Annotated in this window: 25 protein-coding genes and 1 tRNA gene; 10 read left to right on the top strand and 16 right to left on the bottom strand. The window is 39.0% G+C overall.

Translation table 11 applies throughout. From position 1 onward, the window contains the following. Window positions 1-620 precede the first annotated feature (620 nt). Together MJX77_RS06630 and MJX77_RS06625 are read left to right on the top strand one after the other, a co-directional pair. A complete protein-coding gene (locus tag MJX77_RS06630) occupies window positions 621-1,523 on the top strand; it encodes a helix-turn-helix domain-containing protein (RefSeq protein WP_252060961.1) in 903 nt (300 codons plus the stop codon). A 112-nt stretch (window positions 1,524-1,635) separates the two neighbouring features. Further along, complete coding sequence (locus MJX77_RS06625) at window positions 1,636-2,637, top strand: aldo/keto reductase (protein ID WP_252060960.1); 1,002 nt, start codon at window positions 1,636-1,638, stop codon at window positions 2,635-2,637. Between the two features lie 46 nt (window positions 2,638-2,683). On the opposite strand, the gene MJX77_RS06620 is transcribed toward MJX77_RS06625, so the two are convergent. The 6 genes from MJX77_RS06620 to MJX77_RS06595 form a co-directional block, all read right to left on the bottom strand. After that, complete coding sequence (locus tag MJX77_RS06620; protein ID WP_252060959.1) at window positions 2,684-3,076, bottom strand: hypothetical protein; 393 nt, start codon at window positions 3,074-3,076, stop codon at window positions 2,684-2,686. Between the two features lie 21 nt (window positions 3,077-3,097). Then, window positions 3,098-3,841 (bottom strand): hypothetical protein, encoded by a 744-nt coding sequence (locus MJX77_RS06615; protein ID WP_252060958.1) that lies wholly within the window; start codon window positions 3,839-3,841, stop codon window positions 3,098-3,100. A gap of 156 nt (window positions 3,842-3,997) precedes the next feature. Further along, window positions 3,998-5,194, bottom strand: a complete 1,197-nt coding sequence (locus MJX77_RS06610) for an ATP-grasp domain-containing protein (RefSeq protein ID WP_252060957.1) — start codon at window positions 5,192-5,194, stop codon at window positions 3,998-4,000. Next, window positions 5,191-6,402, bottom strand: coding sequence for an ATP-grasp domain-containing protein (locus MJX77_RS06605; RefSeq protein WP_252060956.1), 1,212 nt, complete (start codon window positions 6,400-6,402; stop codon window positions 5,191-5,193). Before MJX77_RS06605 ends, MJX77_RS06610 begins: the two co-directional genes overlap by 4 nt. Before the next feature lie 14 nt (window positions 6,403-6,416). Continuing rightward, window positions 6,417-7,307 carry a 2Fe-2S iron-sulfur cluster binding domain-containing protein gene (locus MJX77_RS06600; protein WP_252060955.1) on the bottom strand — a complete coding sequence of 297 codons (891 nt, stop codon included), beginning with the start codon at window positions 7,305-7,307 and terminating at the stop codon, window positions 6,417-6,419. Window positions 7,308-7,322: 15 nt separating this feature from the next. Then, window positions 7,323-8,003 (bottom strand): hypothetical protein, encoded by a 681-nt coding sequence (locus MJX77_RS06595; RefSeq protein ID WP_004789949.1) that lies wholly within the window; start codon window positions 8,001-8,003, stop codon window positions 7,323-7,325. A 351-nt stretch (window positions 8,004-8,354) separates the two neighbouring features. On the opposite strand from MJX77_RS06595, the gene MJX77_RS06590 reads away from it, so the two are divergent. After that, window positions 8,355-9,239, top strand: coding sequence for a DMT family transporter (locus tag MJX77_RS06590; RefSeq protein WP_252060953.1), 885 nt, complete (start codon window positions 8,355-8,357; stop codon window positions 9,237-9,239). A gap of 7 nt (window positions 9,240-9,246) precedes the next feature. On the opposite strand, the gene sxtR is transcribed toward MJX77_RS06590, so the two are convergent. Continuing rightward, window positions 9,247-10,158 (bottom strand): multidrug efflux pump transcriptional activator SxtR, encoded by a 912-nt coding sequence (gene sxtR / locus MJX77_RS06585; protein WP_252060951.1) that lies wholly within the window; start codon window positions 10,156-10,158, stop codon window positions 9,247-9,249. Between the two features lie 140 nt (window positions 10,159-10,298). Here sxtR and sxtP point away from each other — a divergent pair, with 140 nt between their 5' ends. The 3 genes from sxtP (at window position 10,299) to MJX77_RS06570 (ending at window position 12,080) form a co-directional block, all read left to right on the top strand. Continuing rightward, complete coding sequence (sxtP, locus tag MJX77_RS06580; RefSeq protein WP_252060949.1) at window positions 10,299-11,543, top strand: multidrug efflux MFS transporter SxtP; 1,245 nt, start codon at window positions 10,299-10,301, stop codon at window positions 11,541-11,543. Window positions 11,544-11,566: 23 nt separating this feature from the next. Beyond that, a complete protein-coding gene (locus MJX77_RS06575) occupies window positions 11,567-11,893 on the top strand; it encodes a gamma-glutamylcyclotransferase family protein (RefSeq protein WP_252060947.1) in 327 nt (108 codons plus the stop codon). Between the two features lie 111 nt (window positions 11,894-12,004). Further along, window positions 12,005-12,080 (top strand) — tRNA-Thr (locus MJX77_RS06570). A 124-nt stretch (window positions 12,081-12,204) separates the two neighbouring features. Here MJX77_RS06570 and MJX77_RS06565 read toward each other — a convergent pair. Next, window positions 12,205-12,717, bottom strand: coding sequence for a DUF2059 domain-containing protein (locus MJX77_RS06565; protein WP_252060945.1), 513 nt, complete (start codon window positions 12,715-12,717; stop codon window positions 12,205-12,207). Window positions 12,718-13,017: 300 nt separating this feature from the next. Here MJX77_RS06565 and MJX77_RS06560 point away from each other — a divergent pair, with 300 nt between their 5' ends. Continuing rightward, window positions 13,018-13,401 (top strand): hypothetical protein, encoded by a 384-nt coding sequence (locus MJX77_RS06560; RefSeq protein ID WP_252060944.1) that lies wholly within the window; start codon window positions 13,018-13,020, stop codon window positions 13,399-13,401. 545 nt (window positions 13,402-13,946) lie between these two features. Here MJX77_RS06560 and MJX77_RS06555 read toward each other — a convergent pair. From MJX77_RS06555 to MJX77_RS06540, 4 genes are all read right to left on the bottom strand, one after another. Continuing rightward, window positions 13,947-14,369 carry a GFA family protein gene (locus MJX77_RS06555; protein ID WP_192836194.1) on the bottom strand — a complete coding sequence of 141 codons (423 nt, stop codon included), beginning with the start codon at window positions 14,367-14,369 and terminating at the stop codon, window positions 13,947-13,949. After that, window positions 14,359-15,204: an SAM-dependent methyltransferase gene (locus tag MJX77_RS06550; RefSeq protein ID WP_252060942.1), complete on the bottom strand. Its 846-nt coding sequence runs from the start codon at window positions 15,202-15,204 to the stop codon at window positions 14,359-14,361. The genes MJX77_RS06555 and MJX77_RS06550 overlap by 11 nt, the downstream gene beginning before the upstream one ends. Before the next feature lie 4 nt (window positions 15,205-15,208). Beyond that, window positions 15,209-16,507, bottom strand: coding sequence for an FAD-dependent oxidoreductase (locus tag MJX77_RS06545; protein WP_043961653.1), 1,299 nt, complete (start codon window positions 16,505-16,507; stop codon window positions 15,209-15,211). A gap of 439 nt (window positions 16,508-16,946) precedes the next feature. Next, entirely contained in the window at window positions 16,947-17,819 is an 873-nt protein-coding gene (locus MJX77_RS06540) for a pirin family protein (protein WP_252060940.1), read from the bottom strand. Window positions 17,820-18,096: 277 nt separating this feature from the next. Here MJX77_RS06540 and ycaC point away from each other — a divergent pair, with 277 nt between their 5' ends. Next, entirely contained in the window at window positions 18,097-18,723 is a 627-nt protein-coding gene (gene ycaC / locus MJX77_RS06535; protein WP_005300736.1) for an isochorismate family cysteine hydrolase YcaC, read from the top strand. 20 nt (window positions 18,724-18,743) lie between these two features. Continuing rightward, the gene (locus MJX77_RS06530; protein ID WP_252060938.1) at window positions 18,744-19,718 is read left to right on the top strand and encodes a LysR substrate-binding domain-containing protein; all 975 of its coding nucleotides are present in this window, start codon (window positions 18,744-18,746) and stop codon (window positions 19,716-19,718) included. Between the two features lie 103 nt (window positions 19,719-19,821). On the opposite strand, the gene MJX77_RS06525 is transcribed toward MJX77_RS06530, so the two are convergent. After that, window positions 19,822-21,270 carry an NAD-dependent succinate-semialdehyde dehydrogenase gene (locus MJX77_RS06525; RefSeq protein WP_005134538.1) on the bottom strand — a complete coding sequence of 483 codons (1,449 nt, stop codon included), beginning with the start codon at window positions 21,268-21,270 and terminating at the stop codon, window positions 19,822-19,824. Beyond that, a complete protein-coding gene (gabT, locus tag MJX77_RS06520) occupies window positions 21,267-22,559 on the bottom strand; it encodes a 4-aminobutyrate--2-oxoglutarate transaminase (protein WP_031949582.1) in 1,293 nt (430 codons plus the stop codon). The genes MJX77_RS06525 and gabT overlap by 4 nt, the downstream gene beginning before the upstream one ends. A gap of 156 nt (window positions 22,560-22,715) precedes the next feature. Here gabT and pdxR point away from each other — a divergent pair, with 156 nt between their 5' ends. Continuing rightward, the gene (gene pdxR, locus MJX77_RS06515; protein WP_013196627.1) at window positions 22,716-24,215 is read left to right on the top strand and encodes a MocR-like pyridoxine biosynthesis transcription factor PdxR; all 1,500 of its coding nucleotides are present in this window, start codon (window positions 22,716-22,718) and stop codon (window positions 24,213-24,215) included. Window positions 24,216-24,280: 65 nt separating this feature from the next. On the opposite strand, the gene MJX77_RS06510 is transcribed toward pdxR, so the two are convergent. Both MJX77_RS06510 and MJX77_RS06505 read right to left on the bottom strand, forming a co-directional pair. Next, a complete protein-coding gene (locus tag MJX77_RS06510) occupies window positions 24,281-25,723 on the bottom strand; it encodes an amino acid permease (RefSeq protein ID WP_151768127.1) in 1,443 nt (480 codons plus the stop codon). Between the two features lie 327 nt (window positions 25,724-26,050). Continuing rightward, entirely contained in the window at window positions 26,051-26,599 is a 549-nt protein-coding gene (locus tag MJX77_RS06505; protein ID WP_252060937.1) for a helix-turn-helix domain-containing protein, read from the bottom strand. Window positions 26,600-26,640: the final 41 nt, after the last annotated feature.

Raw genomic sequence — 26,640 nt, 5'->3', positions numbered from 1 at the left:
TTTTTTAGTCGTAATGACCTATGGCTTAAAACCTAGAGTCGGTTAAACCGTTTTAAAGACCAGTTGGGTATAGACGTAAAGATTTTGGCAAAGGTTGCCAATGAGAGAGATGAAATAGTACGCATATGGCGGACTCCTTTTGATTTAGAAGAGTCTTACCAATTACTGCTAAATAATGGTGGCAAGACTAGAAGGGTTAGCAGACTGGTACAAAAGGAAACCAGCACACCCGAAGGTGTCCCTCCTAGCCTCACCATAAAGGCGTGACTTAAGAGAACGCACAAAAACCAAAACAGCATTGTTGTGCGCCTTTTGTAGACGGTCTGCTAAAACCGACTGGCAATGTAGGCCAGCAGGCAAAGGATAATCCGCGAGTTTTGGAGTGTCAATGTGATATTGGCAGTTCATTTATAAAGATTATTTTTATTTTTCATTGGCCTAGTGATTTAAGAATATATTTTCTTAAAGTTTAGTTTGTCTGCTTATTTCATTATTAATTTACCGTTCATTTTCAAACCTGTTTAAATGATCCGATTGATCGCGCTATAAATAAAAGCTACAGTAAATAAAGTTTGAATTTTATAACTTTAAATAAATTGATAACGCACGCAGGCAAAGACATGGAAACCATACATGATTTTTATCGCCGCTTTTCTTTAACCAGAGATAGCGATTACTCGGTTCCATCAACTTCGTTTGGACATTTTAACGTGTTCCAACGCGATGCCTGCTCATTTCTCACGCCTTATAGCCGCCGCGATTATTATAAAATTTCACTGGTTTTAGGCACAGGTGAACTTCACTACGCCAACCGCTGGATTCGAGTAGACCGCCCTGCTTTACTGTTTTCAAACCCGATGGTTCCCTATGCATGGGAAATTAATTCGCCCGAACAAGCAGGCTGGTTTTGCCTATTTACTGAAGAGTTTGTAAACCAAGAATCAAGGCAAAGCTTTTTAAAAGATTCACCGCTGTTTAAAGTCGATGGCGACCCACTGTATTTTTTAAATGACCAACAAGTTGAAGAAATTTCATTTATTTTCAAAAAGATGATGACTGAAATAAATTCAGATTATATTCATAAATACAACGTTTTAAGAAACTATTTGCATCTGATTGTGCATGAAGCCATGAAAATACAACCGACCCAACAGTTTGAAAAACATAGTAATGCTGCGGTTCGGATTTGCCATTTGTTCTTTGAATTATTAGAGCGCCAGTTCCCAATCGACTCGCCACATTTTCAGCTTAAACTCAAAACTGCAAATGACTATGCCTATGGTCTGTCGGTGCATGTGAACCATTTAAACCGAGCTGTAAAAGAAGCCACAGGCAAAACGACTTCTGAGCATATTAGCTCGCGTATTACGCAAGAAGCCAAAGCACTGCTACAACACACCAGTTGGAATATTTCTGAAATTGCCTATAGCTTAGGCTTTGAATATTCAGCATATTTCACCAACTTCTTTAAGAAAAATACAGGATTTTCACCTAAAAAGTTCCGTGAAGATTGTGTAGCCTAAAAACATATTGTTTGAATTTTATAATTATTGGTTTGAATGTTATACGTCAGTTTGAGCCAAAACATTTTATAGTTTTTCTACTCAAGTGATTTTGCAAAAAAGAGTGTGAAAAATGAAATATAGAACTTTAGGACAAACAGGCGAAAAAGTATCAGCACTTGGTTTAGGTTGCATGGGAATGAGCTTTGCCTATGGTGCCTCAGACGACACACAAAGCATTGCCACTCTAGAAAAAGCATTAGACCTCGGCATTAACTTTTGGGACACCGCCGACATGTACGGTAACGGCGCAAACGAAGTTTTGCTCTCAAAAGTTTTAGAAAAACACCGCGACAAAGTGTTCTTGGCGACCAAATTTGGCTTTCGCTATAAAGAAGACAACCTTAACCCACAAAATTCTTTAGAGTCTTATATCGACGGTTCTCCAGAGTGGATTAAAGTTGCGGTCGAAAACAGTTTAAAACGCTTAAATACAGACGTGATTGATTTGTATTATGCGCACCGCATTGACCCGAACATTCCAGTTGAAGACACCATTGGCGCCATGGCTGACTTGGTCCAACAAGGTAAAGTTCGCTACTTAGGCCTAAGTGAAGCTTCGGCTGAAACCATTCGTAAAGCACATGCGATTCACCCGATTGCAGCGGTTCAACATGAATATTCGCTCCTCACCCGTGAATTTGAGCAAACCCATTTGCAAACCATTCGTGAGTTAGGCATTAGCCTTGTGCCGTATTCACCGCTATCACGTGGTTTAATTACCAACACGCTCGATGTCGGCAACCTAGAAGAAAACGATTTCCGTCGCCAATTGCCACGCTATCAAGGCGATAACTGGAAAAATAACCAAAGCTTGGCACAAGCATTTAGCGAATTTGCCCAAAGCAAAAATGCGACAGCGGCTCAACTGGCTTTGGCTTGGATTTTGGCGCAAGGTGATGACATTATTCCAATTCCAGGTACGCGTAAAATCGAACGTCTTGTTGAAAATGCTGGCGCTGTAGACCTTCATTTAACAGCCGCAGATTTGGCAGAAATTGACGCGATTATTGCGAGATACCCAAACATGGGCGCACGCTATAACGCTCAGCAACTCGCTGCGGTAAATCACTAAAATTTAAGCTATAAAAAAGTCCGACTCAGTGTCGGACTTTTTTAATTTAGTCTTTGCTATATGTGCCTTGCTGGCGCCCACCTTCCCAAATCGCGTCTAATGATTTGTCAGAAATCGTTAGGCTTTCAGGGAAAATACTTAAATCTTTTTTAAATTTAGCCTCTGGTTTTAAACCAATACAGTCACCATTTTTCCACCATGTACCTTCGGCATATTGGTCCAACGCACCCACTGCAAGCATCCATTTAAACTTACCATCTGGCTGAAGTAAAAGTTCTGAACCCACTTCCATCACGCCATTTAAATAATAGTGCCCACTCCACGTTTCATCGGCTTTTTGGAATTTCACTTCTTTGCATGTGCTGGTTGGCTCAGCATAAATTTGAGATGAAATGGCAATCGTAGAAACGAGTAGCAACCGTGCAAATTTATTCATCATTCAATTCCCTATTTTTTAGTTTTATTTCCCCGACTCAACTTTTAAATACGTGCCATCTGCATATACATTATGTCCAAAGCCACAACCTGAGTCACCTTCATTTTGTTTGGCTTGAATATAATTTCCTAATTTCGCGTTGGTTTTAAAGTCGAGTTGAATGCGACAGTCTTGATCTTTATAGACGATTTGCTTTTTACCACTCGGCATTTTGGTGCCAAACTCACCCATATTTGGGCCATAGATCAAGCTTCTAAGTCCCATATATAAACCAGCATAGCTAATTGCATATTGGCCCTTCTCACGGCTTACCGTGATGTGATCCCACTCACCAAAACCTGAGTAACGCACATATTCGCCTGACAAATCATTTGAGGCTTTAGGTTGAGGTAATTGCTTAAGATTAAACTGGCTCGATTTTGATTTTTCATCGAGCATAAACCATGCTCTGGCCCAAAGTGGCTGACCCAATTTGGCATGGGCTAAGCCCACATTATTGTTGGCAACTTCAATATCACGGTCGGTAAATTTAACTGTAGTTTCATCTTCATTGGCTTTACAAAATGCAGTCCAAGAGGCTTGGTTTTGGAAATTTTCGAGCGCTTTTTTATATTGTTTTTGGTCGTAGTTTTTCTTACCTAAGCTCGCGTATTGCTTCACTTTATTACAACCTTGCTGTAGCTCTTGTTCAAAAGAAAACTCTGCATGTGTGACCGCGAAAGCCGAAAGTGTGAGAACCGCGCAACCTGAAATAATAGATTTAATCATTTTTTAAAATTCTTTAATAATTAACTAATTATATAATATGAGTAAGCTTTATAAATCACAATTCTCTGAAACAAAAGTCCCTTACAATGCTATTAAAAAAGGCCTGAACATTTTAAGTCCAAGCCTTTTGATTTTTAGAATTTAGCCAAATCTCAACTAAGAAGATTCACTCAGACTCAAATTAGAATGATGATTTTGACAAATTGCGCTTTGCAAAATTTTCATACTATTTTTAATCGCATCTTCGACCTGTATTTGGCTATCTCCCATAAAGTGAATTTTTGCAGGAATATTTTCATAACTAAAATTGTTATGGTCACCACTTTCCTGAATCAACTGATAGGTAATGGTTTCATTTTCGAGCTCTTTAATCCCATTAAATAAAAAGCCTGAACTATAAGGATTAGGCATCATTAGAAAGCCCGTAATTTTCGTGTTCACTGGCTCTTGTGGAATTTTCATGGCTGCCTTAATCCACATTTCATATAAGTCGACTGACTCATTGCGTAATGTGATGAATGGAATTTCTCCACCGCCTACTCGTCCACCCACTTCCAAAAAGACCAACTCACCCTTCGATTCAATAAATTCAAGATGAATCGCCTGATCTTTTAATTTTAAGAATTTACATACGTCTAAAGTAAATTTTTCTACTTTATTAATAAATTCAGAATTATCAATCGTTACAGAGCCTAATGGCACACCATTTCTGAAATCTAAACAGGTATTAATATATTTTGAGACTTTAAAGTAAGGCATTTGATTGTCTGAAATAATCGCATCGACGTGATAGATATCCCCTTCAACAAATTCTTCTACTTCATAGCCCGCATATGAAGATAAACGAGGAATATCGGCCAACTCACTAATTTTAATTACCCCTTCAGAAGCCGCGCCTACTTGAGGTTTTAAAATAATCGCTGAGCCAATTTCCAGCAAAAACTTTTCAATATCTTGATACGAAGACACTTCCGAATATTTTGGATAACGCACAGTAGAGTGAGCTAAAGCATCTTTCATTTTTTTCTTGTTACGGCACAACAAATTGTCTTCGACAGTTGCACCCACAATATTCAATTCAGTTCGAATGCGAGCGGCAGCATCGAGGTCATATTCTGAGATGGCAATAACGTAATCTATAGGTTTTTTCTTATAGATTTTTTTAGCCTGATCGAGAACATCTTCTTCATTTAACTGCTCTAAACCAGCTATGCAGTAACAGTTTGAAGAAGTGATATAACGCATGGTTTCTGTTAATGAAATATACGACACATGCACGGCATCGTGATCTATATATTTATTATAATCAGATAGTTCATCGTCATATCTATTGATGATTAATACATGTTTCATATGACTTTCACCTGCTCATGTATATGTTTGACTAAACTACGGATCTTATCTTCGCTTTCGGAACGGAAAATGAAGTAACCTAATCGTGAGGTCCAATCATGGTTGCACGCCAATTCATCGTTTATTTCATAGTAGAAGTGATGATGTACATATTCAGGTGCTTCTAACAGTTGATCTAAACCACTAAAACCTTTGAACAGACGGTGATTACCTTGGGGCATAAAGGCAATTGCAGAAACCAGATTTTTCTCTATTGAAGGTGCATATGGCAGGTCTAGGTATTCACTCAGTACCGCTTGAGCAAGGTCAAAATTAGTCGCCAATTTAATTAACTCAACAATATTGTCGCCCGGTAAACGTGCTGCTAACTCAATTGCGACTGCTTTTCCTTGAGGTGTAACCCGCAGTTCTAAGTGAAAAGGCCCTATATTTAACTCTAAGGTTCGAATTACTTTTTCGGCATAGTCAAAAACATGTGCAGAAAATTGGCGGTCATATTGATTACCCACAATATGCCCAATTTCGACAAAGTAAGGTTCTGGCCCTAATAGTTTTTCTGTTAGCGAAGCAAAGGTTATTTTTCCATCTGTATGGATAATTCCTTCAACACTGTATTCTTTACCTATAATGTATTCTTCAACAATTAAATCACCACTTGCATAGAAACCAATATCGTTGGGCTTAGCTTTCCAGATCGCTTCAACTGTTCTCAAAAGTTCCTCAAAATCTGCAACTTTTTTAACAGACATACTGCCCGCCATATCAACTGGCTTTACTACAGCAGGAAATTTAAAGCCGTGAGGTAAGTCAATTTCTTTACCCTGTGAAATTAAGGCATATTTAATATCGCTTAAACCCGACTTGGTTAGCTTGTCACGAAATTTAAATTTATTTCGAACTGTTTGAGCTGCCACATATTCAAGTGAGTTTTTGGCAAATGAGTTACCGAGTTGTGCTGCCATAGGTACTGCATATTCAACACCAGGTAATATGGCTTTTATGGTCTTTAACTCAACAATTTTAGAGAGTTGACTATGAAAATCACTGGTATCTATTTTTATTATTTCTTTTGCTTTTTGGCGCATTGTTCCATCAATGCTGCACTCTCCTTCATCAGTAGAAAAAACATATAAATCTATCCCTAATTCTTGAGCGGCATTTAAATAAGTGACGCCTGAAGAAATAGGTTCTATAACTACTACTGTCATTGTTACAGTCTCCGTTAGGGACCAAAACTTTCTAACTCACATAGAGGCTGATTTAAAATTTTATTAATTATTGGGGTAGAACCAACACCCACTGTTAACTCGTGAGAGTCCAAATAATTTGAAAAATCAAATCCATTATTCGTCCACGTACAAAACGGGATATTTATAATATTGACCTCAGCATCAACTTGTTCTCGAAAAACATTGAAGCAATGTTGATGATAAATACTTAAAACAGACCGATTAATCGCATAGATATTTACTTTAGAAATAGGATTTTTCCGGATAAGATCTAATCCACGAGTAAGTGCAGCTCCCATGCCGCTTCCACCGCTTACAATATTGAGCGTAGAGATATCTTTCTCGTATTCAGGTTCTATATGATTATTCAGGTTGTATTCTAATTGATCACCAATCGCTAGCTTTTCAAATAAGTTAGAAAATATTCCATTTGGTCTTAATTTTATGTGCAAAACAAAAAAATCATAATTTTTTACACCCAGTGAAACTACAGAGTAACTTCGAATTAAAGGCTCTGATGGGTGTTTGATATTCACAATTGCTTTAGAGCTAAAGAACGTCCTTTTAATTTTAAATGTGAGCTCAACAATATTTTCAGCAAGAAAACTTCTACTAACAAGTCGAGCCACACTAAAATTATTAACCAATGGTGCGATTTCGACATCGCTATGAGCATAGCTAATACAAGGTAAGAACTCTTTCCCTACGGCAACCTGATTTCCCGACTCATATACGACTCCACCTTTTAGCTTACATCGACAAACCCGGCACACACCTTTTAAACAGCCTTTCATCACGGCGCTATCAGGCACCGCATTGATGAAAGGCTGTTCAGAATCAGCAACGTAAATATGCTCTTGAATGCGGATATTTACCATTGGCATATTCTAATTCCATTGCTATGAAAGCGTTTCAGCACGTACAGCCTGAAAATACTCACCCACCATCGGAACAAAGCTATTGATATGCTTGATTGCTAGATCAAAGTCTTCTTGTGTCTTAATTACAGAAGAAAGCATCTCTGTCATCATGCCACTATGGTCTTCAGCTTCATCAAATGCAACATGCGAAGCTGCGCCCGATACAGCCTGATTCCCCATGTGAACACCCGCTTTTTGGGTAATAAAATTATTAAATTTGTCGCCATAATATTCGAGGAACCAGTCCCAAACGACTGCTGGTAATGCCCCAAATTTCTCTACGCAGAAGTTTAAATACCCCATCAGTTTCCATGTTTCAGGAAATGCATTTTTTGAAACGATCTGATCTGAAGAATAACCATATTTAGTCAAATCCTGACCAAACATTTCATCGTGACCAAATTCATCATATAAATAATATGAAAGCTGTTTTGCGGCAGAGATATTATTGATTGCTGCAACACGCACTGCATTTGCATCTAATTCATTATTCATATGAATGCGAATAACGCACTCTAAAATATGACGTTTATAATAATTTTCATCGAACCAGTCTTCATTATGGAATTTATGCATAATCTCATCTTTTTTAAACTCGCTATGCATAGCATGATCAACCGCACTTTCTAATTTTTTCAAACTTTCCTGTGAAAAAAACACGAGTTATCTCCATTATATTTAAATTATTATCCAAGTATTAAATACTTATTTAGCTAGAATTAAGACTGTTATTAATTAAACTTAAAACAATCAAATATTATGTTTAAATATATTTTTAAAAATGTCAACAAAATATTATTTTTAAGAATTTCTAATTAAAATTAAATAAAATATTTTAATTAACAATCGAACAACAAATAATTTTTAATAAATGGAGTAATTCAAATTAATATCCTTCACCAACAAAATTTAAATAATTTATACTTCATGGAAAAGAAGGAATTTGACAGGGCTATATTGCGAAAAACAATGTAGACTCCTTATGGCTAAATATATGGAAGTATTAGAAAAGTGAATAATCTGATTATTGGGACTCTATTTGCGCTCTGTGCTGCTGCACTCAATGCCTCTATTGGTGTGATCAGTAAACTGCTTATGCACAGCGGCTTAAGCCCACAAGACATTGCTTTTTTAAAAACAGTCATCGCGTTCTTCTTTTTAAGTGTGTTTTTATTTAAAGTTCCTGTTAGCCAAAAGATTGCATTTATTAGCAACACGCCAAGTAAACTGAGTGTCTTTGTCCAAATTGCGATATGTGCTTTTTTAGGAATTTTTTCACTATTCTTTTTCGAAACTATTGCCTACAACCATGGTGCAGCAGCTAATGTAGTTGTGGTACTTATGGCTTCAGCGGCTATTTCAGCTTTATTTTTTGGTAGATTAGTTTTAAAAGAAAGTATTTATATTCATTCTATTTCTGGAACATTATTAGCTGTAACAGGTATTAGTTTAATTTCATGGAAAGGTGAAAATAGTTTATTAATGCTTATCAATGCCTCTATTGCAGGCACTGGCTATGGGCTATTTTCAGTATTAATTAAAAAATTCAGATTAAATGGTGGCTTATTCCTAACGAAGTATTTATTACTTTTTGGTAGTGTTTATCTTGCCGTTCCCTTTTTAATTAATTTTCATAGCATTAGTTTTAATTCCAATATTATTTTAGGTTTAATTGGCTTGGCAGTTCTGCCTACCATTCTTGGATTTTATTGCACAACCAAAGCGTTAACATATCTACCCGCAGCAAAAGTACAAGTGACCGAACTTTCCGAACCCATTTTTGCGGCACTGATGGCTTGGGTTTTCATTCATGAACAGCCAACCTTATCATTTTTATATGGCGCAATTTTCATTATTTCAGGCATTGTTTTAATTAATAAAGCGCCTAAAGCATAAACCAACCTCACTGATATTCATCTGCATGGTGACAAGCCACTTGCACCACACTGGCAAAATTAATTGCCATTTGTGAAGGGGCATGTTTTTTATAAGCAAGCCCTAAACCCACCGTAGGTACTGGCGCCTTCAAAGAACGATAAGCTACGCCTTGTATTTGCAATTGTTTGGTCGACTCTGGCACCAAAGACACACCTAAATTTGCAGACACTAACGATAAAATTGACACAATTTGCGGTGCATTTTGTCCAATTTTTAGTTCAAAACCACGCTCATGACAGGCTTGTTTAATCGCATCGAAAAGCCCTGCGCTAATTGAAGGTGGCGAGACAATAAAATCAAGTTCTCGGAGTGCCGTTAAATCAATTTCTTGTGATGAATCGTCTAAATTAAAAGACTCCGAAGGTAAAGCAGCAATGAGTGGCTCTGCTAATAACTCTTGAATAATTAAACTGTCTGGAATATTGCGTGGTGACCTTATAATCGCAACATCCAAACGGTCTTCGAGTAATAAATCGATGAGCAGCAAGGTGTTTGCTTCTTCAAGTTTTAAATCCACTTTAGGATATTGCTGCTGGAAATAGCGAACGCATTTAGGAATTAGGGGGTTCAACATAGAGGTACCCGTAAAACCCAATCGCAATTGACCAACTTCACCATTTGCTACCTGTTTAACCAAGTTCGCTGCATCTTCTACACGTTGTTGTACAGGCTGAATCGCATTTAAAAAGGCAAGCCCAGCTTCAGTCAACTCGACCCCTTGCGGAGAACGAATAAATAAATCTGCACCTAGCTCTTCCTCTAAGTCCCTTATTTGCATGCTTAAAGGCGGCTGACTCATGTTTAAACGATGTGCAGCTCTGGTAAAGTTTTTTTCTTCTGCCACTGCTAAAAAGTAGCGTATATGTCTGAGTTCCATTGCTATATATAAAACATATCATGACCTGTTGTTAAATATATTAGAAAAATACCACCTAAATTGCTAATTTTAATTTATCGAATTCTCTCGATGCAGCATGCGCCCAAAGCACTGCTATTTCTTTCTGTCATGGTCATGATATGAGCTCTTCATCTACACCCAGTACCTTAAACACTGAGGCAACTTCTGTTCTTTCCCGCGAATGGATTCACAAAGGGACTAAAGCCTACAAACATGCAGGATTTGCTTTATTCCTCGTAGGCTTTGCCAGTTTTTCTCTGATTTATTGTGTACAACCGCTCCTGCCAGCATTCAGCCAAAGCTTCCAAATTAGCCCTGCGAGCAGCTCTCTCGCGCTGTCTTTAACAACTGCCTTTTTAGCTATTTCAATTGTTCTATCTAGTGCTTTTTCACAGGCAATTGGTCGTCGTGGTGTCATCTTCAGTTCAATGCTGTGTGCAGCTATTCTTAATATTGTGGCGATGTTTACACCTAACTGGCATAGCTTACTCATAGCACGAGCACTAGAAGGTCTATTGCTTGGTGGTGTACCAGCCGTAACGATGGCTTGGATTGCCGAAGAAATCGCACCTGAACACTTGGGTAAAACTATGGGTTTGTATATTGCAGGTACGGCTTTTGGTGGAATGATGGGCCGCGTCGGCATGGGCATTTTGATTGAATATTTTTCTTGGCGAACTGCTTTAGGCTTACTTGGCGCAATCTGTTTTATTTGCTCGATTGCCTTTTTGAATTTACTTCCTGTTTCGCGTAATTTCGTACAGAAAAAAGGTTTGAATTTAAATTTTCACCTGCAAATGTGGCGGACCCATTTAAGTAATTTAAAATTACTACGCCTGTTTACTATTGGTTTCTTGCTCACGAGTGTGTTTGTTACCTTGTTTAACTACGCCACTTTCCGTTTAAGCGGAGCACCTTATTCACTGAGTCAGACTCAAATTAGCCTTATTTTCTTGTCGTATAGCTTTGGTATGGTGTCTTCATCATTGGCAGGTACATTAGCCGACCGCTTCGGTAAAAAAACCATGATGATGAGCGGCTTTGCGTTAATGATTGTGGGTAGCCTCATGACCCTGCTCAGCTCTCTTTTCGGCATTATTATTGGTATTGCATTTATTACCACAGGGTTCTTTATTACCCACTCACTCACCAGTAGTTCCGTTGGCGCCGAAAGCAAACAAGCCAAAGCCCACGCCAGTTCCTTGTACTTACTGTTTTACTATATGGGCTCGAGTATTGTTGGCTCAGCAGGTGGCTGGTTCTGGTTACATGGTGGCTGGAGTGCGATTGTTGGCTTAACCGTTGTACTGTCGTTACTTGGAATATTTTTAGTCGTTTATACATCACACGCAAAAGCTCATTAATTTTTAAATTAAAGGAAAATCACATGTCGAGTTTATTTGTTTATGGCACTTTAGGTCCTGGTCGTCCTAATGCACATATACTTGAAAATATTGGCGGACAATGGGCAGAAGGTTGGGTCAACGGAACCTTGCATAATCAAGGTTGGGGAGCTGATTTAGGCTATCCGGGAATTGTGCTTGATGAAAGTACCAATCAAGTTCAAGGTTTTGTTTTTAGCTCAGAACATTTAAATGCAAACTGGAAATTACTTGATGATTTTGAAGGCGAGGAATACCAAAGAGTACCTGTTCAAGTCACTTTAAATAGTGGCGAATGTGTTGATTCTTTTATTTATGTGTTGAAGTCTTAAGCTATTTCTAAAGCTCAAGCCCATAAACATTTAAAAACTGATAGAAAAAATTTAAGTGATCATTTTTTGGCTTGTATTTTTTTAAAGAAACTGTAGAATTCATTCCACGTCGCCGACATAGCTCAGTTGGTAGAGCAACTGACTTGTAATCAGTAGGTCCACAGTTCGAATCCGTGTGTCGGCACCATCATTAAACCTCATGAATATTTGATTTATGGGGTTTTTTGTTGCCTGTAGGTTTTAAAATACTTAAAGATTTATAATTATTACCAAAAAATTGAGTGCAGACCTATTGATCCGCACCCTTCAAATTATTTTTCATATTTCTCTAATTCAATAACCATTTCTTTTGCTGCGGCTATAATTTTAGGCATAGCTTCTTTAGTTAAATCTTGGCCCAATTTCATGCTTTGCTCCATCACTAGAGGCATTTTGTTTATAGCTGCTTGACCAACTGGTGATTTATAAAAATTAATTAATCCATCGATTTCTTCTTGAGTGAAATTTGTCACATAAATACGAGTAAATTCAGGCTCAAGTTTTTCCCAACCCATGTCTTCTACACTAATGTTAGAGAACTTTTTAGCAAAATTTGCCACGACCTGTTTTTGTTGTGAATTAAGGGGTTTACCTTGTTGCATTTCAACTTCAGAGATTGTTTTTGAAATCATCTGCTCAATGTACGAGTTCATTTGTTTATATAAATCTTGGGATTTTGTGACCTTCATTAATTCTTTTACAGACTCACTAGAAGCAGGCTGTGCAAAGGTTGGATGAGTGAGACATAAACCAATAACTAAAGTAGATAATATTTTCTTCATCATAATTAATAACATATTAAGAATATTTTTTAAGGATAATAATTGGGATAGACAATTCTTGTCAAAGGCTTTGTTTTTTTGTTTTTAATAAAGACTTATTATAAACCTAATCTTAAAAATAATTTTCTAAAACGAATTTATTTATTTAACAAGTGAAATAGAATGCTGCTAATTTATTAAAAAATATAAGATTAAAATAAGAAATATTAAAAAGATACGATTATAATGCGCCCCCAAATAAGGTCATATGAATAAGACCTATTTTATAAACTTTAATTCATTAAGATACCAATACGGAAAAGTATGAAACTTCGTTTTATTTTACCTGCTTTATTTCTAACGTTGCCTTTAACAACATATGCTCAAGACACTACATCTCAAGCTCAAATGCAAACTACTGCAAACCCACCCATTTGCTTAATTGAGGGTACTCCTTCAGCAGAGCACTATAAATCTATTAAACGAATTAAAGCCGCGAAAGGAACCTATGGTGGTTTTGAAGAAGTAAAACCTAAATTAGCGATCATTGCTCGTAAATACGGTGCAGATGTGGTGATTAATTATCATCAAAGTCAAAGATTTGGTTTCTGGCCATGGCGTATTGTACGTCCAGTACTTACAGGAACTGCCGTGAAATGGAATACGCCAGTTGATTGCACAGCATTAGGCGGCAAACAAATTTATTAATATAAAATGAAAAAAGCCCAACATCCTGTTGGGCTTTTTTCGTATTTCGTTACTAGGTACACTTCCTGTAATACCTCACGTCCTGATGCTTAAACTTATTATTGTTGTTTTACGTTTCGGAACTTCCTGTTCCTGATGAGTTCATCATAGGCAATTCGTGAGGTCATAAAAAGACGCCAATTTCCCGAATGTATGTAAGAAAAAGCGTACATAGTGCTTTTAAATTTAAAACTTGATTTGCCTATATTTGAAAATAAAAAACGAAAATATGAATTTATGAAGAAGTTCAGTTCGTCAATTAAATAAGAAGACGATATAATGAGATTATTACTTTATTTCTAAAATAAATTTAAAAACAACAAGGAACTGAGATGTTTACTTTGCCATCAAATATTTTTCAGCCCTTAGCGCTCATACTCGCCTGCCTTATTTTCATTGTAAGTAAAATGCCGCAGCTAAAATATAGAAAAACTATATTATTTCTAGCTATTGGCAGCCTTACTTTAATGATTATTTTAGGAATATTTGGCTTTTTTAATTAAGCTTTATTTCTTGCTCTTCTCTATCATTTTTTCAAAATGTCTAAGGTTTGGGTTCAGCGTATCCCAAGCGTAGGCTTGGCTCACAAACACCTCTGCTCTAGGCTGATAGAGACTCGGGTCATCAAGCGTACCTGCACGTATTGAAATCATTTCAGGGGCAATTTCAGGTAAGCCAAAAAGCTGAGAACCACAAGTCGGACAAAATGCTCTTTTAATAGGTCGGCCAGAAGATCCTAAAGTTTCAAAATATTTCAGCTCACCACTTACTTTCAATTCAGATTGGTGAAAAAAAGCAATTGGTGCATATGCTGAACCTGTTGCCTTCTGGCAATCTCGACAATGGCAATTAAAGCTATAACGTGGCTCTGCTTCGCTTTGGTAGCTCACAGCTCCACATAAACACGATCCTTGATATTTAGCTGACATGGCTCATCCTATTTTTTATTGCTGTGATTTGAATATAACGTACATATCCATTTTGGTAGAGTTGCTGGCATAACTTTGCAGTCATTTGAATTTTAAAATTTGCCAACCCTCGGCTTTGATTTTCTCCTTGCTGATTTTGAATATACTGCGAAAAACCGAGTAATACAGGCTCGGATAAATCTTCAATTTGAATATCAGCAAAACCTTGTTGTTCCAAGGTTGTTCTTAGTATTTTTTCAGTCGGTACAGCATCCCAAGCGACATTTGCTGCTTTGAGTAAATAACGATGCTTTTGTTCTTGCAGGATGGTCATGTTTTGACATGTGTCAGCACGCATTAAGTAATGAAAACCTAATCGGCCTTTTGAATTTAAAACTGGAGTGACTGAATCTAGAAATGAATTTAAATTGCTGTGATAAGCCGCATCAATACATAACACAGCATCGAAGTGTTGTTTAAATTCAAATTGTTTTAAATTTAAAAATGAACCACAAAAAATCTGGCTTATTTCAGGAATAAGCTTTTGAATTTTATTAACACACTCTGGTTGTAAGTCAACTGCACTGAGGCTTTTGGGCTGATAGTGCTGTAGCCAGTGCAATAAACTTGCACCCTGTCCGCAGCCTAAATCTAAGAGATGATCTTTTGAATTTAAATTGACGGCTTGTGCCAAATGATCTGCCAATAGGCAACAAGCTTCACGGTAGTTTTGGGTATTTTTCCAAAAACCCAAATTTGTCCAAGCAAGCTCTTCATCATCTCCCAAACTTGATGCATCAATTGCATATTTATGGGGAATAAGTCGAGAAAGAGCCGCTCGGACTTTTATTTTCACAATTTTAGTAACCGAGCTCAGGAGCAACTTCAACTTGAGGTTTTAAACCTACAAATGGTAAAGGTGCACCTAAAATTTCAGCAATATGCATCGCAGAAGTAACTGCCGACTCTAAAATTGGTAAGCCATCACATGACCATGAACCACAGTAAAATACTTTACGGTTTAAGTCTAAATGGCGTTGTTGCAATTCTTTATTTAGAGCAATTGTTTGCGAGTCTACAACTGCACGCGTTAAGGTCACTTTTGAAATGATTTTTTTAGGGTCAATATCAGTCACTGGACGCCAAGTTTGGAATACAGGATTTTTGCCCACAAGCGATGGCTCAACCGCATTCATCCAAACTGTGAATTGCTGACGGGTAAACTTACGATCCATCATATAGCTCAGCACTGACCAGTCTTTACGACGTGGTGGCATTACTGTTGCATCTGTATGAATAACAAGATCACCTTGCTCAAAACGGAATTGCTTAAGCAAATTCATATCTTCAGCAAATTGTTCAGGGTTCAAAAACTCATCAATTTTAGACGTTGGCGTTGCCACAATCACTCGATCAAATAAGTTCTTTTCACCTTGGCTGTTTTCAACCAGTACTTTTTCGCCTTGTAATTCAACGTTCTTAATCGCTGATCCGCTATGAATGTCGATATCTTTAATTAAGCTGTCTACAAATGCAGGTGTACCACCTTTCATACGTAAAAGCATATCACCATCAGTTAAGTGACGTAAAAACTCAAGTAAGTTTTTTGCAGGCCAGTCGCCAATTGTTTTTGGATTACACGTACAAATTGTATAGAGCACCGGCATTACAACGCCATGCCAGAATACTTCTTCTATATCGTTCTGATTAATAAATTCAGCGAGGGTAATATCTTGATTTTTAGATTTGAAAAACTGGTGAATTGCAGTTTTTAATTGCAACATTCCTTTCACAAGACGCCAGCCATATTGCTGGATGCCTTTACGGTTATTGATAATTGGGAAATTACCAATACGACTACGAGATGTCGTTAACCATGTTTCCGTACGATCTTCGAATAACCAGCTACATGACATATAAGTACGAACTGGGAAAGTTTTAATGCCTAAATGAGCAGCAAGGCTGAGTGTATTCTTCCACAGATGTGGATTCATCACACGTAGCGGTGCATCAATAATTCCACCATCGAATTCAATGCTATGGCTATCCATTCCCCGGCCAGGAAGTGCTTCAAATATCGTGATCGTATGCCCTGCATCTTTCAGAATTCTTGCTGCCGCAAGACCTGCCATTCCACTGCCAATAATTGCGATATTCAAAATGATGTCCCATTTTTCGAGAATTTTTTTGATTATCACTCATACCCTAAAAAAACACCGTATTAAAAACTACCAGATTTTTATTTTTTGCATCAATTTATATAGAAAAAATTTCATTACCGAGCAGGCTAGCTTTTTATATTTTTTTACAAAAATATACAGTCATATAAAAACTGATATTTTTTATAAATTTAAAAAAAATCTTTTAAATAAAATAAGATAATTTAACTATATTTATATCATATGTTTTACAACTATCTTTTTTTGAGATATCATAGAGCCACAATAATGAGAACCAAATCACATAAAACAATGCCGCAACAACAATGAAAACCATCATAAAAACAGAATCTTTACAGCGAAAAAGCCCGCTATTCACACTTGATAGCGGGCTTTTTATTACTTTGTTTTAATAGCGGATTAAGCGCAATTAAACAATTTATCCTTCTTGCATGATTGAACCGAATTTTCCACGATTAAAATCATTAATCGCTTCCATAATCTCAGCTTTGGTATTCATTACGAATGGACCATAACCTTCGATTGGTTCGTTAAGTGGTTGACCAGTCAACACTAAGAATTTAGTGTCTTCTTCTGCATTTAAGCTAAACTCAACACCCTCACGAGACAAAATCGCAACGGTTTTACCTTCAAGACGATTAGCATCATTGACCACAACTGCGCCATCTAATACCACAACAAGCGTGGTGTGACCTTCAGGTACATAGAGGGTATGTTTTTGACCTTTAGCCAATTTACCATCCCATACATTTAATGGACTAAATGTCGTTGCTGCACCTTTTGCATCTGCATATTCACCAGCAATCACACGTAAATGACTGCCATGCTCGTCTAACGCAATGTCTGGAATCTCTTTCGCTTCAATTGCTTGATATTTTCCAGGCGTCATTTTTGAATGAGCAGGTAAATTTACCCACAATTGCACCATTTCAAAAAGACCACCATGCTCTGCAAATTCAGGAGAATGGAACTCTTCATGCAACACGCCTGCACCCGCAGTCATCCATTGCACATCACCAGTTTTAATGGTTCCGCCGCCGCTACTTGAGTCTTTATGAGTCACTTCACCTTGATAGGCGATTGTCACTGTTTCAAAGCCACGGTGTGGATGCGAACCGACACCTTGCTGTTCAGTCGTTGGCGAGAAGGTATAAGGCGCTGCATAATCGAGTAGCAAAAATGGGCTTAAGGTTTGGCCTAAACGGTCATAAGAGAATAGGTTATATACAGGGAAACCATCACCCACCCAATGCATGTGGTTATTTTGATATGCACCAAGAAATTTCTTCATCTGATCTCTCCTATATATGTAGGATTTTCTTGAACTGAGATTGATTTTACGCCTCAATAATTGCAGTTTATAGATCAGGATTAGCAACACATTATTTCATCTATGAGACAATCATAAAGTTTGAGGTACTCTTTTTAAGATCGTCCTATTTTTAAAATTCTTAATCCTATTTTTTAGACTTAATCACGACAACAAACTCATCTAGCATAATTTTAGGCACTGATGACCTACTTAATAATTTTTGATTATTTATTTTGATAACACGAGGACATAAAAAATGGCTCAAGATTACGTACGTTTAGACAAGGATAATGCTGCGGTTCTTTTAGTTGACCACCAAGCAGGTTTACTTTCTTTAGTTCGAGATATCGATCCAGATAAATTTAAAAATAATGTATTAGCACTTGCAGATGCTGCGAAATATTTTAATTTACCGACTATTCTTACCACGAGTTTTGAAAACGGTCCAAATGGTCCTTTAGTTCCAGAATTAAAAGAGCTTTTTCCAGATGCGCCATTTATTCCACGTCCTGGTCAAATCAACGCTTGGGACAATGAAGATTTTGTAAAAGCGGTCAAAGCGACAGGTAAAAAACAACTGATTATTGCTGGTGTAGTCACTGAGGTTTGCGTGGCGTTCCCAGCTTTATCTGCACTCGCTGAAGGCTTTGAAGTGTTTGTGATTACCGATGCTTCTGGTACTTTCAATGAATTAACACGTGATGCTGCTTGGGACCGTATGTCAAAAGCAGGTGCTCAGCTTATGACTTGGTTCGGTATGGCTTGTGAGTTACACCGTGACTGGCGTAATGATATTGAAGGTCTAGGTGCACTCTTCTCAAATCATATTCCTGATTACCGCAACCTGATGACCAGCTATAGCTTTAATACATCGCAAAAATAAATTCTATTGCCAAGATTAGAGTGCTTAAGCGCTCTAATCTTGAATTTAAATGGATTGATCTGACATTGATAAGCTCTTTTGATGATTTTTATTATTTCTATTTAGTCGTAAAACACGGCGGCTTTAGTGCGGCCAGTGAAGCTGAAAATATTAGTAAATCTAAGCTCAGCCGACGCATTATTGACCTTGAAAATAAATTTAACGCTAGCCTCATTCAAAGAACAACCCGACATTTTAAAGTGACCGATTTAGGCCAAGAGTTCTATGAAGAATGCTGCAAAGTCATTGCTCAAGTTGAATGTGCAGAAAACGTTTTGTTAAAGCAAAAAAGTGAACCTCAAGGGTTAGTGAAAGTAAGCTGTCCACCGCTTATGATGCATTTTCAAATTAGAAAAATTTTAAATCAATTTTTAAAAACCTACCCTAAAGTTGAGATTGCTCTTGAGCTGACGAGCCGTCGAGTTGATATTTTGCATGATGACATCGATCTCGCAATTCGGACCAATTTTGAACCCAATGAAGATTCGAATTTAATTGTTCGGGATGTGATTAAAACTGATCACTGTCTAGTGGCTTCGCCCGAATTACTTCAAGGCCGTACCATTGAGCATTATTCGGAATTACAAGACTTTCCAAGTATTAGTTTGGGTACTCAAAAACAAAACCCTATTTGGCATTTATGCAATATACGTAATGGTGAATCGGTTGATGTGCCTTATCAACCACGAATCAAAAGTAATGACTTAGCAGGCGTTTACTATGCCGTGATGGACGGATTAGGTATTGCCGACCTTCCTTTTTTAACCGTTGAATCGGAAATTCGCAAAGGCACACTTGTTCATATTCTTCCTGACTGGAAGTCTAATATAGGCATGCTACAACTGGTCTATGTGTCTAGAAAAGGTCAACGTCTGGTGGTCGAAAAACTCATTGAAACCCTGATTGAAGAACTCAGGCGTTTACCTGAAAGCCATGAAGGATATCTGCCAACTTAAATAAAAAAACCGGTCATGAATGGGCATGACCGGTTTTTGTGAAACATCACATACAGCATAACTGCATGTTTTCGTTCAGAACAAAGCGAACTCGCTTTGTTCCTTACTCAGATAAGTCTACGCATAGGTATTTCATTTCGACATATTCTTCGATGCCGAATTTTGAACCTTCACGGCCTAGACCTGACTGTTTTACGCCACCAAACGGAGCAACTTCATTTGAAATTGCGCCTGTGTTAATACCGACCATACCGTACTCAAGTGCTTCACCCACACGCCATTGACGAGCTGTGCTTTGAGTAAATAAATAAGCAGCTAAACCGAACTCGGTATCGTTCGCCATCGCCACTGCTTCATCTTCAGTTTTAAAGCGGAACAGTGGTGCAAGGGGACCAAAAGTTTCTTCTTTAGACACTTTCATGTCTTGGGTTACGCCAGTTAAAACTGTTGGTTCAAAGAATGTACCGCCAAGTGCCGAGCGTTGACCACCAATACGAACTGTCGCGCCTTTCTCAGTTGCATCTGCAATATGAGACTGAACTTTTGCAATCGCATCTTCATCAATTAAAGGCCCTTGAGTTGAACCTTCTTGACGGCCATCGCCAACTTTCAATTTAGACACAGCTTCAACCAAACGGTCTGCCAACGCATCGTAAATACCGTCTTGAACATAAATACGGTTCGCACAAACACAAGTCTGACCGCTGTTACGATATTTACTTGCCATAATGCCCTGAACAGCTTGTTCAAGATTAGCGTCGTCAAATACCACAACTGGTGCATTACCACCAAGTTCAAGTGAAAGCTTTTTAATGGTTGGCGCACATTGTTGCATCAAGATACGACCCACTTGGGTTGAACCTGTGAAGCTTAACTTACGAACAATATCGCTTTCGCATAGGGTTTTACCAACTTCAACCGCATCACCACTAATGTTAATTAAAACATCAGCTGGTAAGCCTGCCTGTAACGCCAATACTTCAAGTGCATACGCTGTTAACGGTGTTTGTTCTGCTGGTTTAACCAACATTGAACAACCCGCAGCAATAGCCGGACCTGCTTTACGCGTAATCATGGCAGCTGGGAAGTTCCACGGCGTGATTGCAGCTGTAACACCAATCGCTTGTTTAATCACGAGCAAGCGTTGGTTTGGCAACGTAGGTGTTAAAACTTCACCATCAATACGGCGAGCTTGCTCAGCAAACCAACGGATGAATGATGCTGCATAACCAATTTCACCACGTGCTTCTGCCAATGGCTTACCTTGCTCAGCCGTTAAGATTTGAGCCAGATTTTCTTTGTGCTCAAGCATGAGGTTGTACCATGCCAATAACACATCAGCACGCGCCAAGGCAGTTTGCTTTTTCCAAGCAGCCTGCGCTTTTGCTGAACGATTAATTGCGGCTTCAACCCCTGCACGGTCATAGGTTTTTACCCATGCCAAAGTTTCACCCGTAGCAGCATCATTAACCTCGATATAATCATTTGAAGCAGGTGCTTCTAATGAAATATCAGGATGTTTTAATAAATACTGCAAATTATTTTGAATCATGCAGATTGCTCCATTGCTTTTGCACTACCTGCTTTTAGAGTTGCAAAACCTTGTTTTAAGATATCAAGGCCTTGACGGAATTGTTCAGCAGGAATGGTTAATGGATATAAGAAACGAATTACATTACCGTATTTACCACAAGTAAGAAGTAACAACCCGTTTTCCATTGCATAGTTTTGTACAACTTTTGCTTGTTCAGCTGTTTCAAGCTCTACTGCAACCATTGAACCTAATGCACGAATATCAGTTACAACGTCGCCCGTTGCTTGTTGAATATCTTTAAGGGTAGCGACTAACTCTGCACCTAATTCATTTGCACGATCGCATAAGTTTTCTTCTTCAATCGCATCAATTACCGCGTGCGCAGCAGCAACTGCAATCGGGCTACCTGCGTAAGTACCACCTAGTCCACCTGGGTTTGGTGCGTCCATCACTTCTGCACGACCAACAACACCCGAAATTGGGAAACCGCCACCTAAGCTTTTCGCCATCGTGATCAAGTCTGCTTTAGTCTCGTAATAGTTCATTGCGAACAATTTACCAGTACGGGCAAAACCTGATTGCACTTCGTCAGCAACCAATAAAATGCCGTGCTTGTCACAAATTGAACGTAAACGTTTTAAGAACTCAGCTGGCACAACATTGAAACCGCCCTCACCTTGTACTGGTTCAAGTACGATTGCTGCAACATCATGTGGTGCAATATCTTCACTAAAAATATCTTCAACGCTTTCAATTGCTGCATCTACTGAAATACCTTTAGCAGGCACAGGGTAACGTGCGTGGAACACACCCGCTGGCATCACACCGAAATCACGTTTGTAAGGTGCAGTTTTACCTGTCATCGCCATGGTCATGAATGAACGACCGTGGAAACCGTTACCAAAAGTGATAATGCCGTGACGACCTGTGTAACAACGAGCAATCTTCACCGCATTTTCAACTGCTTCTGCACCTGTTGTAAAAAAAGCTGACTTAGCAGGACCAGCAATTGGCGCACGCTCATTAATACGCTCAGCTAAAGCCACATAGCTTTCATAAGGTGTTACTTGATAGGCAGTGTGAGTAAATTTAGTAAGTTGTTCAGTCACCGCTGCAATGACTTTAGGGTGGCGATGGCCTGTATTTAAAACCGCGATACCACCAGCAAAGTCGATAAATTGGTTGCCTTCCTTGTCCCAAAGCGTGGCATTTTCAGCTTTTTCTGCATACCACTGACACATCACGCCTACACCACGTGGAGTTGCTTGCTGTTTACGTGCGTTAAGTGCAGAATGTTGATTATCCATTTGATTCCCTCATATTTTCATCATCAGTTGCAGCTTTGGTTTTTTGCATCCTGTGCTTAATTTTCAGGGTGCTTTACAACGACTGCCTATGCATGTAATTTCGCTCGTCTGGCGGCAACTGACGAGAGCCATTTTTTAACTGTAGGAGAGAGCCAATTGCGTAGTTTACTTGGAGATCATTTATTACAACGGCTCCAACAGGACACCGAAGGTAAACTACATCAACGCCTTTTCCGTTGTCTGCGTGGTGCCATTATTGATGGCGTCATTCAGCCTAAAACACGCTTGCCCGCTTCCCGTGACTTAGCCAGTGAAATTCATGTTTCGAGAAATACTGTTCTTACCGCCTACGAACAGCTACAGGCTGAAGGCTATTTAGAGGCTCGTACAGGTCATGGCACATGGGTTGCCGAAAAACTACCAGAGAGTTTTTTAAATACACAAAATAAGAAAAAAGCAGTTTCAAGTCCGAAAGTTCAAAACTCTTACGCGCTCTCAAATCGTGGTTCAAACTTATTAGGCTATGCCGCAGCGTCGCCGCATCAATGGGGAGCTTTCGTGCCGGGAGCGCCTGACGTAACAGAGTTTCCACATCATATTTTTAGTCGCATTCAGGCCCGTTTAAGCCGAGAGCCCGACATTAACCGCCTGATTTATAGCAATGCAGGTGGATGTATAGAGCTTCGAAGTGCGTTGGCAGATTACTTGCGTGTTGCACGTTCAGTCCAGTGCGATGCAGACCAGATTATTATTACCGAGGGTATTCACCAAGCGATTGACTTAGTCTCGCGTGCGCTCAGTGATATTGGTGATCGCGTCTGGATCGAAGATCCGGGGTATTGGGGAATGCGCAACACTTTACGTATTAATGGCGTAGATATTCAACCTATGCCAGTCGATGCCGAAGGCATTATTCCCGAAGAAAATCCAGTTAAACCACCTAAACTCATTTTTGTCACACCATCACACCAATATCCACTGGGTTCACATTTAAGCCTAGATCGTCGACGTAAACTGATTGAAATTGCCCGCCAGCACAATAGCTGGATTGTAGAAGATGATTACGACAGTGAGTTTCGTTTCTCAGGCCAACCGTATCCGTCATTACAAGGCTTAGAAAATGATGCGCCTGTGCTGTACATGGGCACGTTCAGCAAAACCATTTATCCATCTTTAAGAATTGGGTATTTGGTGGTGCCTAAACCACTCTTTTCACCCCTACGTATTGTGGCAGCCGAGCTGTATCGTGGTGGGCATTTACTTGAGCAAAAGGCCCTAGCAGAATTTATTCGTGAAGGTCATTACGAAGCGCATATTCGTCGTATGCGTTTACTTTATGGAAAGAGACGCGATTATTTAGTCAGTCTGATTAAACGCTATCTTGGCCCCGAATTTATTCATGAATATGACGAAGCAGCAGGATTACACTTAGTTTTAAAACTACCAAACTCTTGCGATGATGTCGCGATTGCAACAACCGCACTTGAACGTGGTGTCAAAGTTCGACCACTTTCACAGTACTACATGCAATCGCATGCTCACGCAGAGCGCGGACTGCTCATGGGCTTTGCCTGTGTAAATGAAAAAGACATGGTGATGGCTTTCGGTGTGTTGCTCCAGTGCTTACGTGAAGCAGGTGTACCTACGCTGAATTAACTGTTTTCTCGTACTAAGCCAAATAAAAAAGAGCCTCATTGTGAGGCTCTTTTTTATTTAAAAATTTAAACTAACTTTTCTTCATGCGTATGGGTTAAATGGGTCGCTCTACGCTCTTTACCCCAACCCAATTTTTCAGACAACAATCCGAAGAACACAATAATGCCGAACAATGCGGTGGTGTAAATTACTTCTTTAAAATATGTACCTTCAATCAACATGGTAAGAATTGCGCCAATAATTGCAAAGATCACCACATAAGTTAAGTAAGGGAACATCCACATTTTAAAGTCAATTTTCACGCCTTCAGCTTCTAACTTTTTACGCATACGAAGCTGAGAATAAGCAATCGTCAGGTACACATACAGTGTTGCTGCACCCGTCGTTAGCATGAAAAAGTCGTAAACATCCATACTCTTAGTTGCAGTTAAAACGACGGCAATCACAGAGAAGAAGCATGACACAATCACACCGACCCACGGACTGCTTTTACTGTTTACAGAGCCAAAACTTTTCGGTGCATCGCCACGTTTAGCTAAAGAGAACAGCATACGTGAACACGTATAAAGTGCTGAGTTAAAGCAACTACATACCGACGTGAGAACCACAAAATTTACGATATGACGTGCCCCCGGAATACCGAGTGCAGACAAAGTCACACTATAAGTACCCCAAGTCGAATCTTTCAAAAGTTCATTGTTGTGAGGAATGAGACATACCGCAACAAACATTGAGCCTACATAGAATAAAATAATTCGCCAAACCACCGAGTTCGAAGCTTTACGAATTTCTTTAGATGGATTTGCCGATTCTGCTGCCGCTACAGTGACAATTTCAGCGCCAATATAAGCAAACATGACCCCAAGCAAGGCTGTAATAACGGATGACCCTCCATTTGGCATAAAGCCTTGAGAGGTTAAATTACTAATACCAGAAGCAGCCGGATTGCCCCAAGGCCACAAATGCATGATGGCTAAACTACCAATCACCAAGAAGATAACAATCGCGATGACTTTGATGAGTGCAAACCAGAACTCAAATTCGCCATAGTTTTTCACGTTTTGTAAATTGACTGCGACTAAGGCACCAATCACGACAACCATATAGGCCCAGATCGGTATAAATGGGAACCAATTATTTAAAATTTTACCTGCCACATAGGCTTCCCAGCCCATGAGCATTGCGAGCGTACACCAGTACAACCAGCCAATTGAGAAACCTGCCCAACGGCCAATCGCACGGTCAGCATATGTTGAAAAAGAGCCACTATCAGGGTTTAAAACGGCCATCTCGCCTAACATACGCATGATGAACCAAACGAGTAAACCACCTAAAGCGTAAGTTAGAAAAACTACAGGTCCCGTATTGTAAATAATACTGCCCGAGCCTACGAATAAAGAGCCACCAATTACCCCTGCAATCGAGATCATCGTTAAGTGGCGTGATTTGAGTCCATGTTTTAAACTTTGGGAGTGATTGGCTTCAGAACCATTTTGATGAGCTGCCATATCATTTTCCTTAATATATGGAGGATATCGGCTAGTCTCGGAAAACCTCCGAAGCCAAAAAATATCCCCTAAAAATTTAGCCGTTCTGCCCAATTCCTAAAACAGAAAAATCACTGAGCTTATCCGGCGCTTCCGTATGCATACTTCCAATGGCTTTAATTTGTCGTTTCGGCAGTCAAGAAACGAGAGCCATTTTTGGAATAAAAGAGAGAGCCAATTGCAAAATTTATACGCAAAATTGGCTCTTTTTGTCTGAAATGCTGGTAAATGCTTTTAAGTTTTTATTTTGAAAATAATTAAGTTTTACTTTAATAAGATTGGAATTATTTAGTTTTGTTCAGAAATTAATAACGCTTTTGTACCTGCTTCCAAGGCTCTAAAGATATGTTTCTGGTCGGCAGGGTAACAAATATAATCTCCGACACCGAGCTCAACAGCTTCATTAATTAAGCCCACTAAAGCTTTACCTTCGACCACAATAATGTGTTCCACAGAACCAACTGGATGAGGTTCTGAAAGACGGTCTTCGCCCGGCTCAACAATTAGTAAATACACATCACGGCGCGCATGAGGGGGACAAGTTGCCAACAAAATTGCCTTGTAATTAGCAATCTCAGAACTCACTGTTGGCCCATCGCCACAGCGAATCACTTGTACCTGATTGCTCGGTTCTTCCATCAAACGTGCAAATGGAATATTCAGTGCCACACAAAGTGCCCATAGCGTTTCAATGCTTGGGTTACCTTGCCCTGCCTCTAATTGAGAAAGTGTAGACTTTGCAACGCCTGCACGACGGGCAACTTCTGCCAAAGAAAGCCCTGCTCTTTGACGTTCACGATTTAAACCTTTGGCAATAATTTCAATTGGCTGAGACATTCACCACATCCGTTCTATAAAAAAAACGATCGTTCGTTTTG

It is taken from the genome of Acinetobacter sp. AHP123, assembly GCF_023757925.1.
In the GTDB taxonomy this organism is placed as follows: domain Bacteria; phylum Pseudomonadota; class Gammaproteobacteria; order Pseudomonadales; family Moraxellaceae; genus Acinetobacter; species Acinetobacter oleivorans.
The sequence above is the reverse complement of the archived record's forward strand: the minus strand, read 5'-3'. Positions and strand labels throughout refer to the sequence as shown.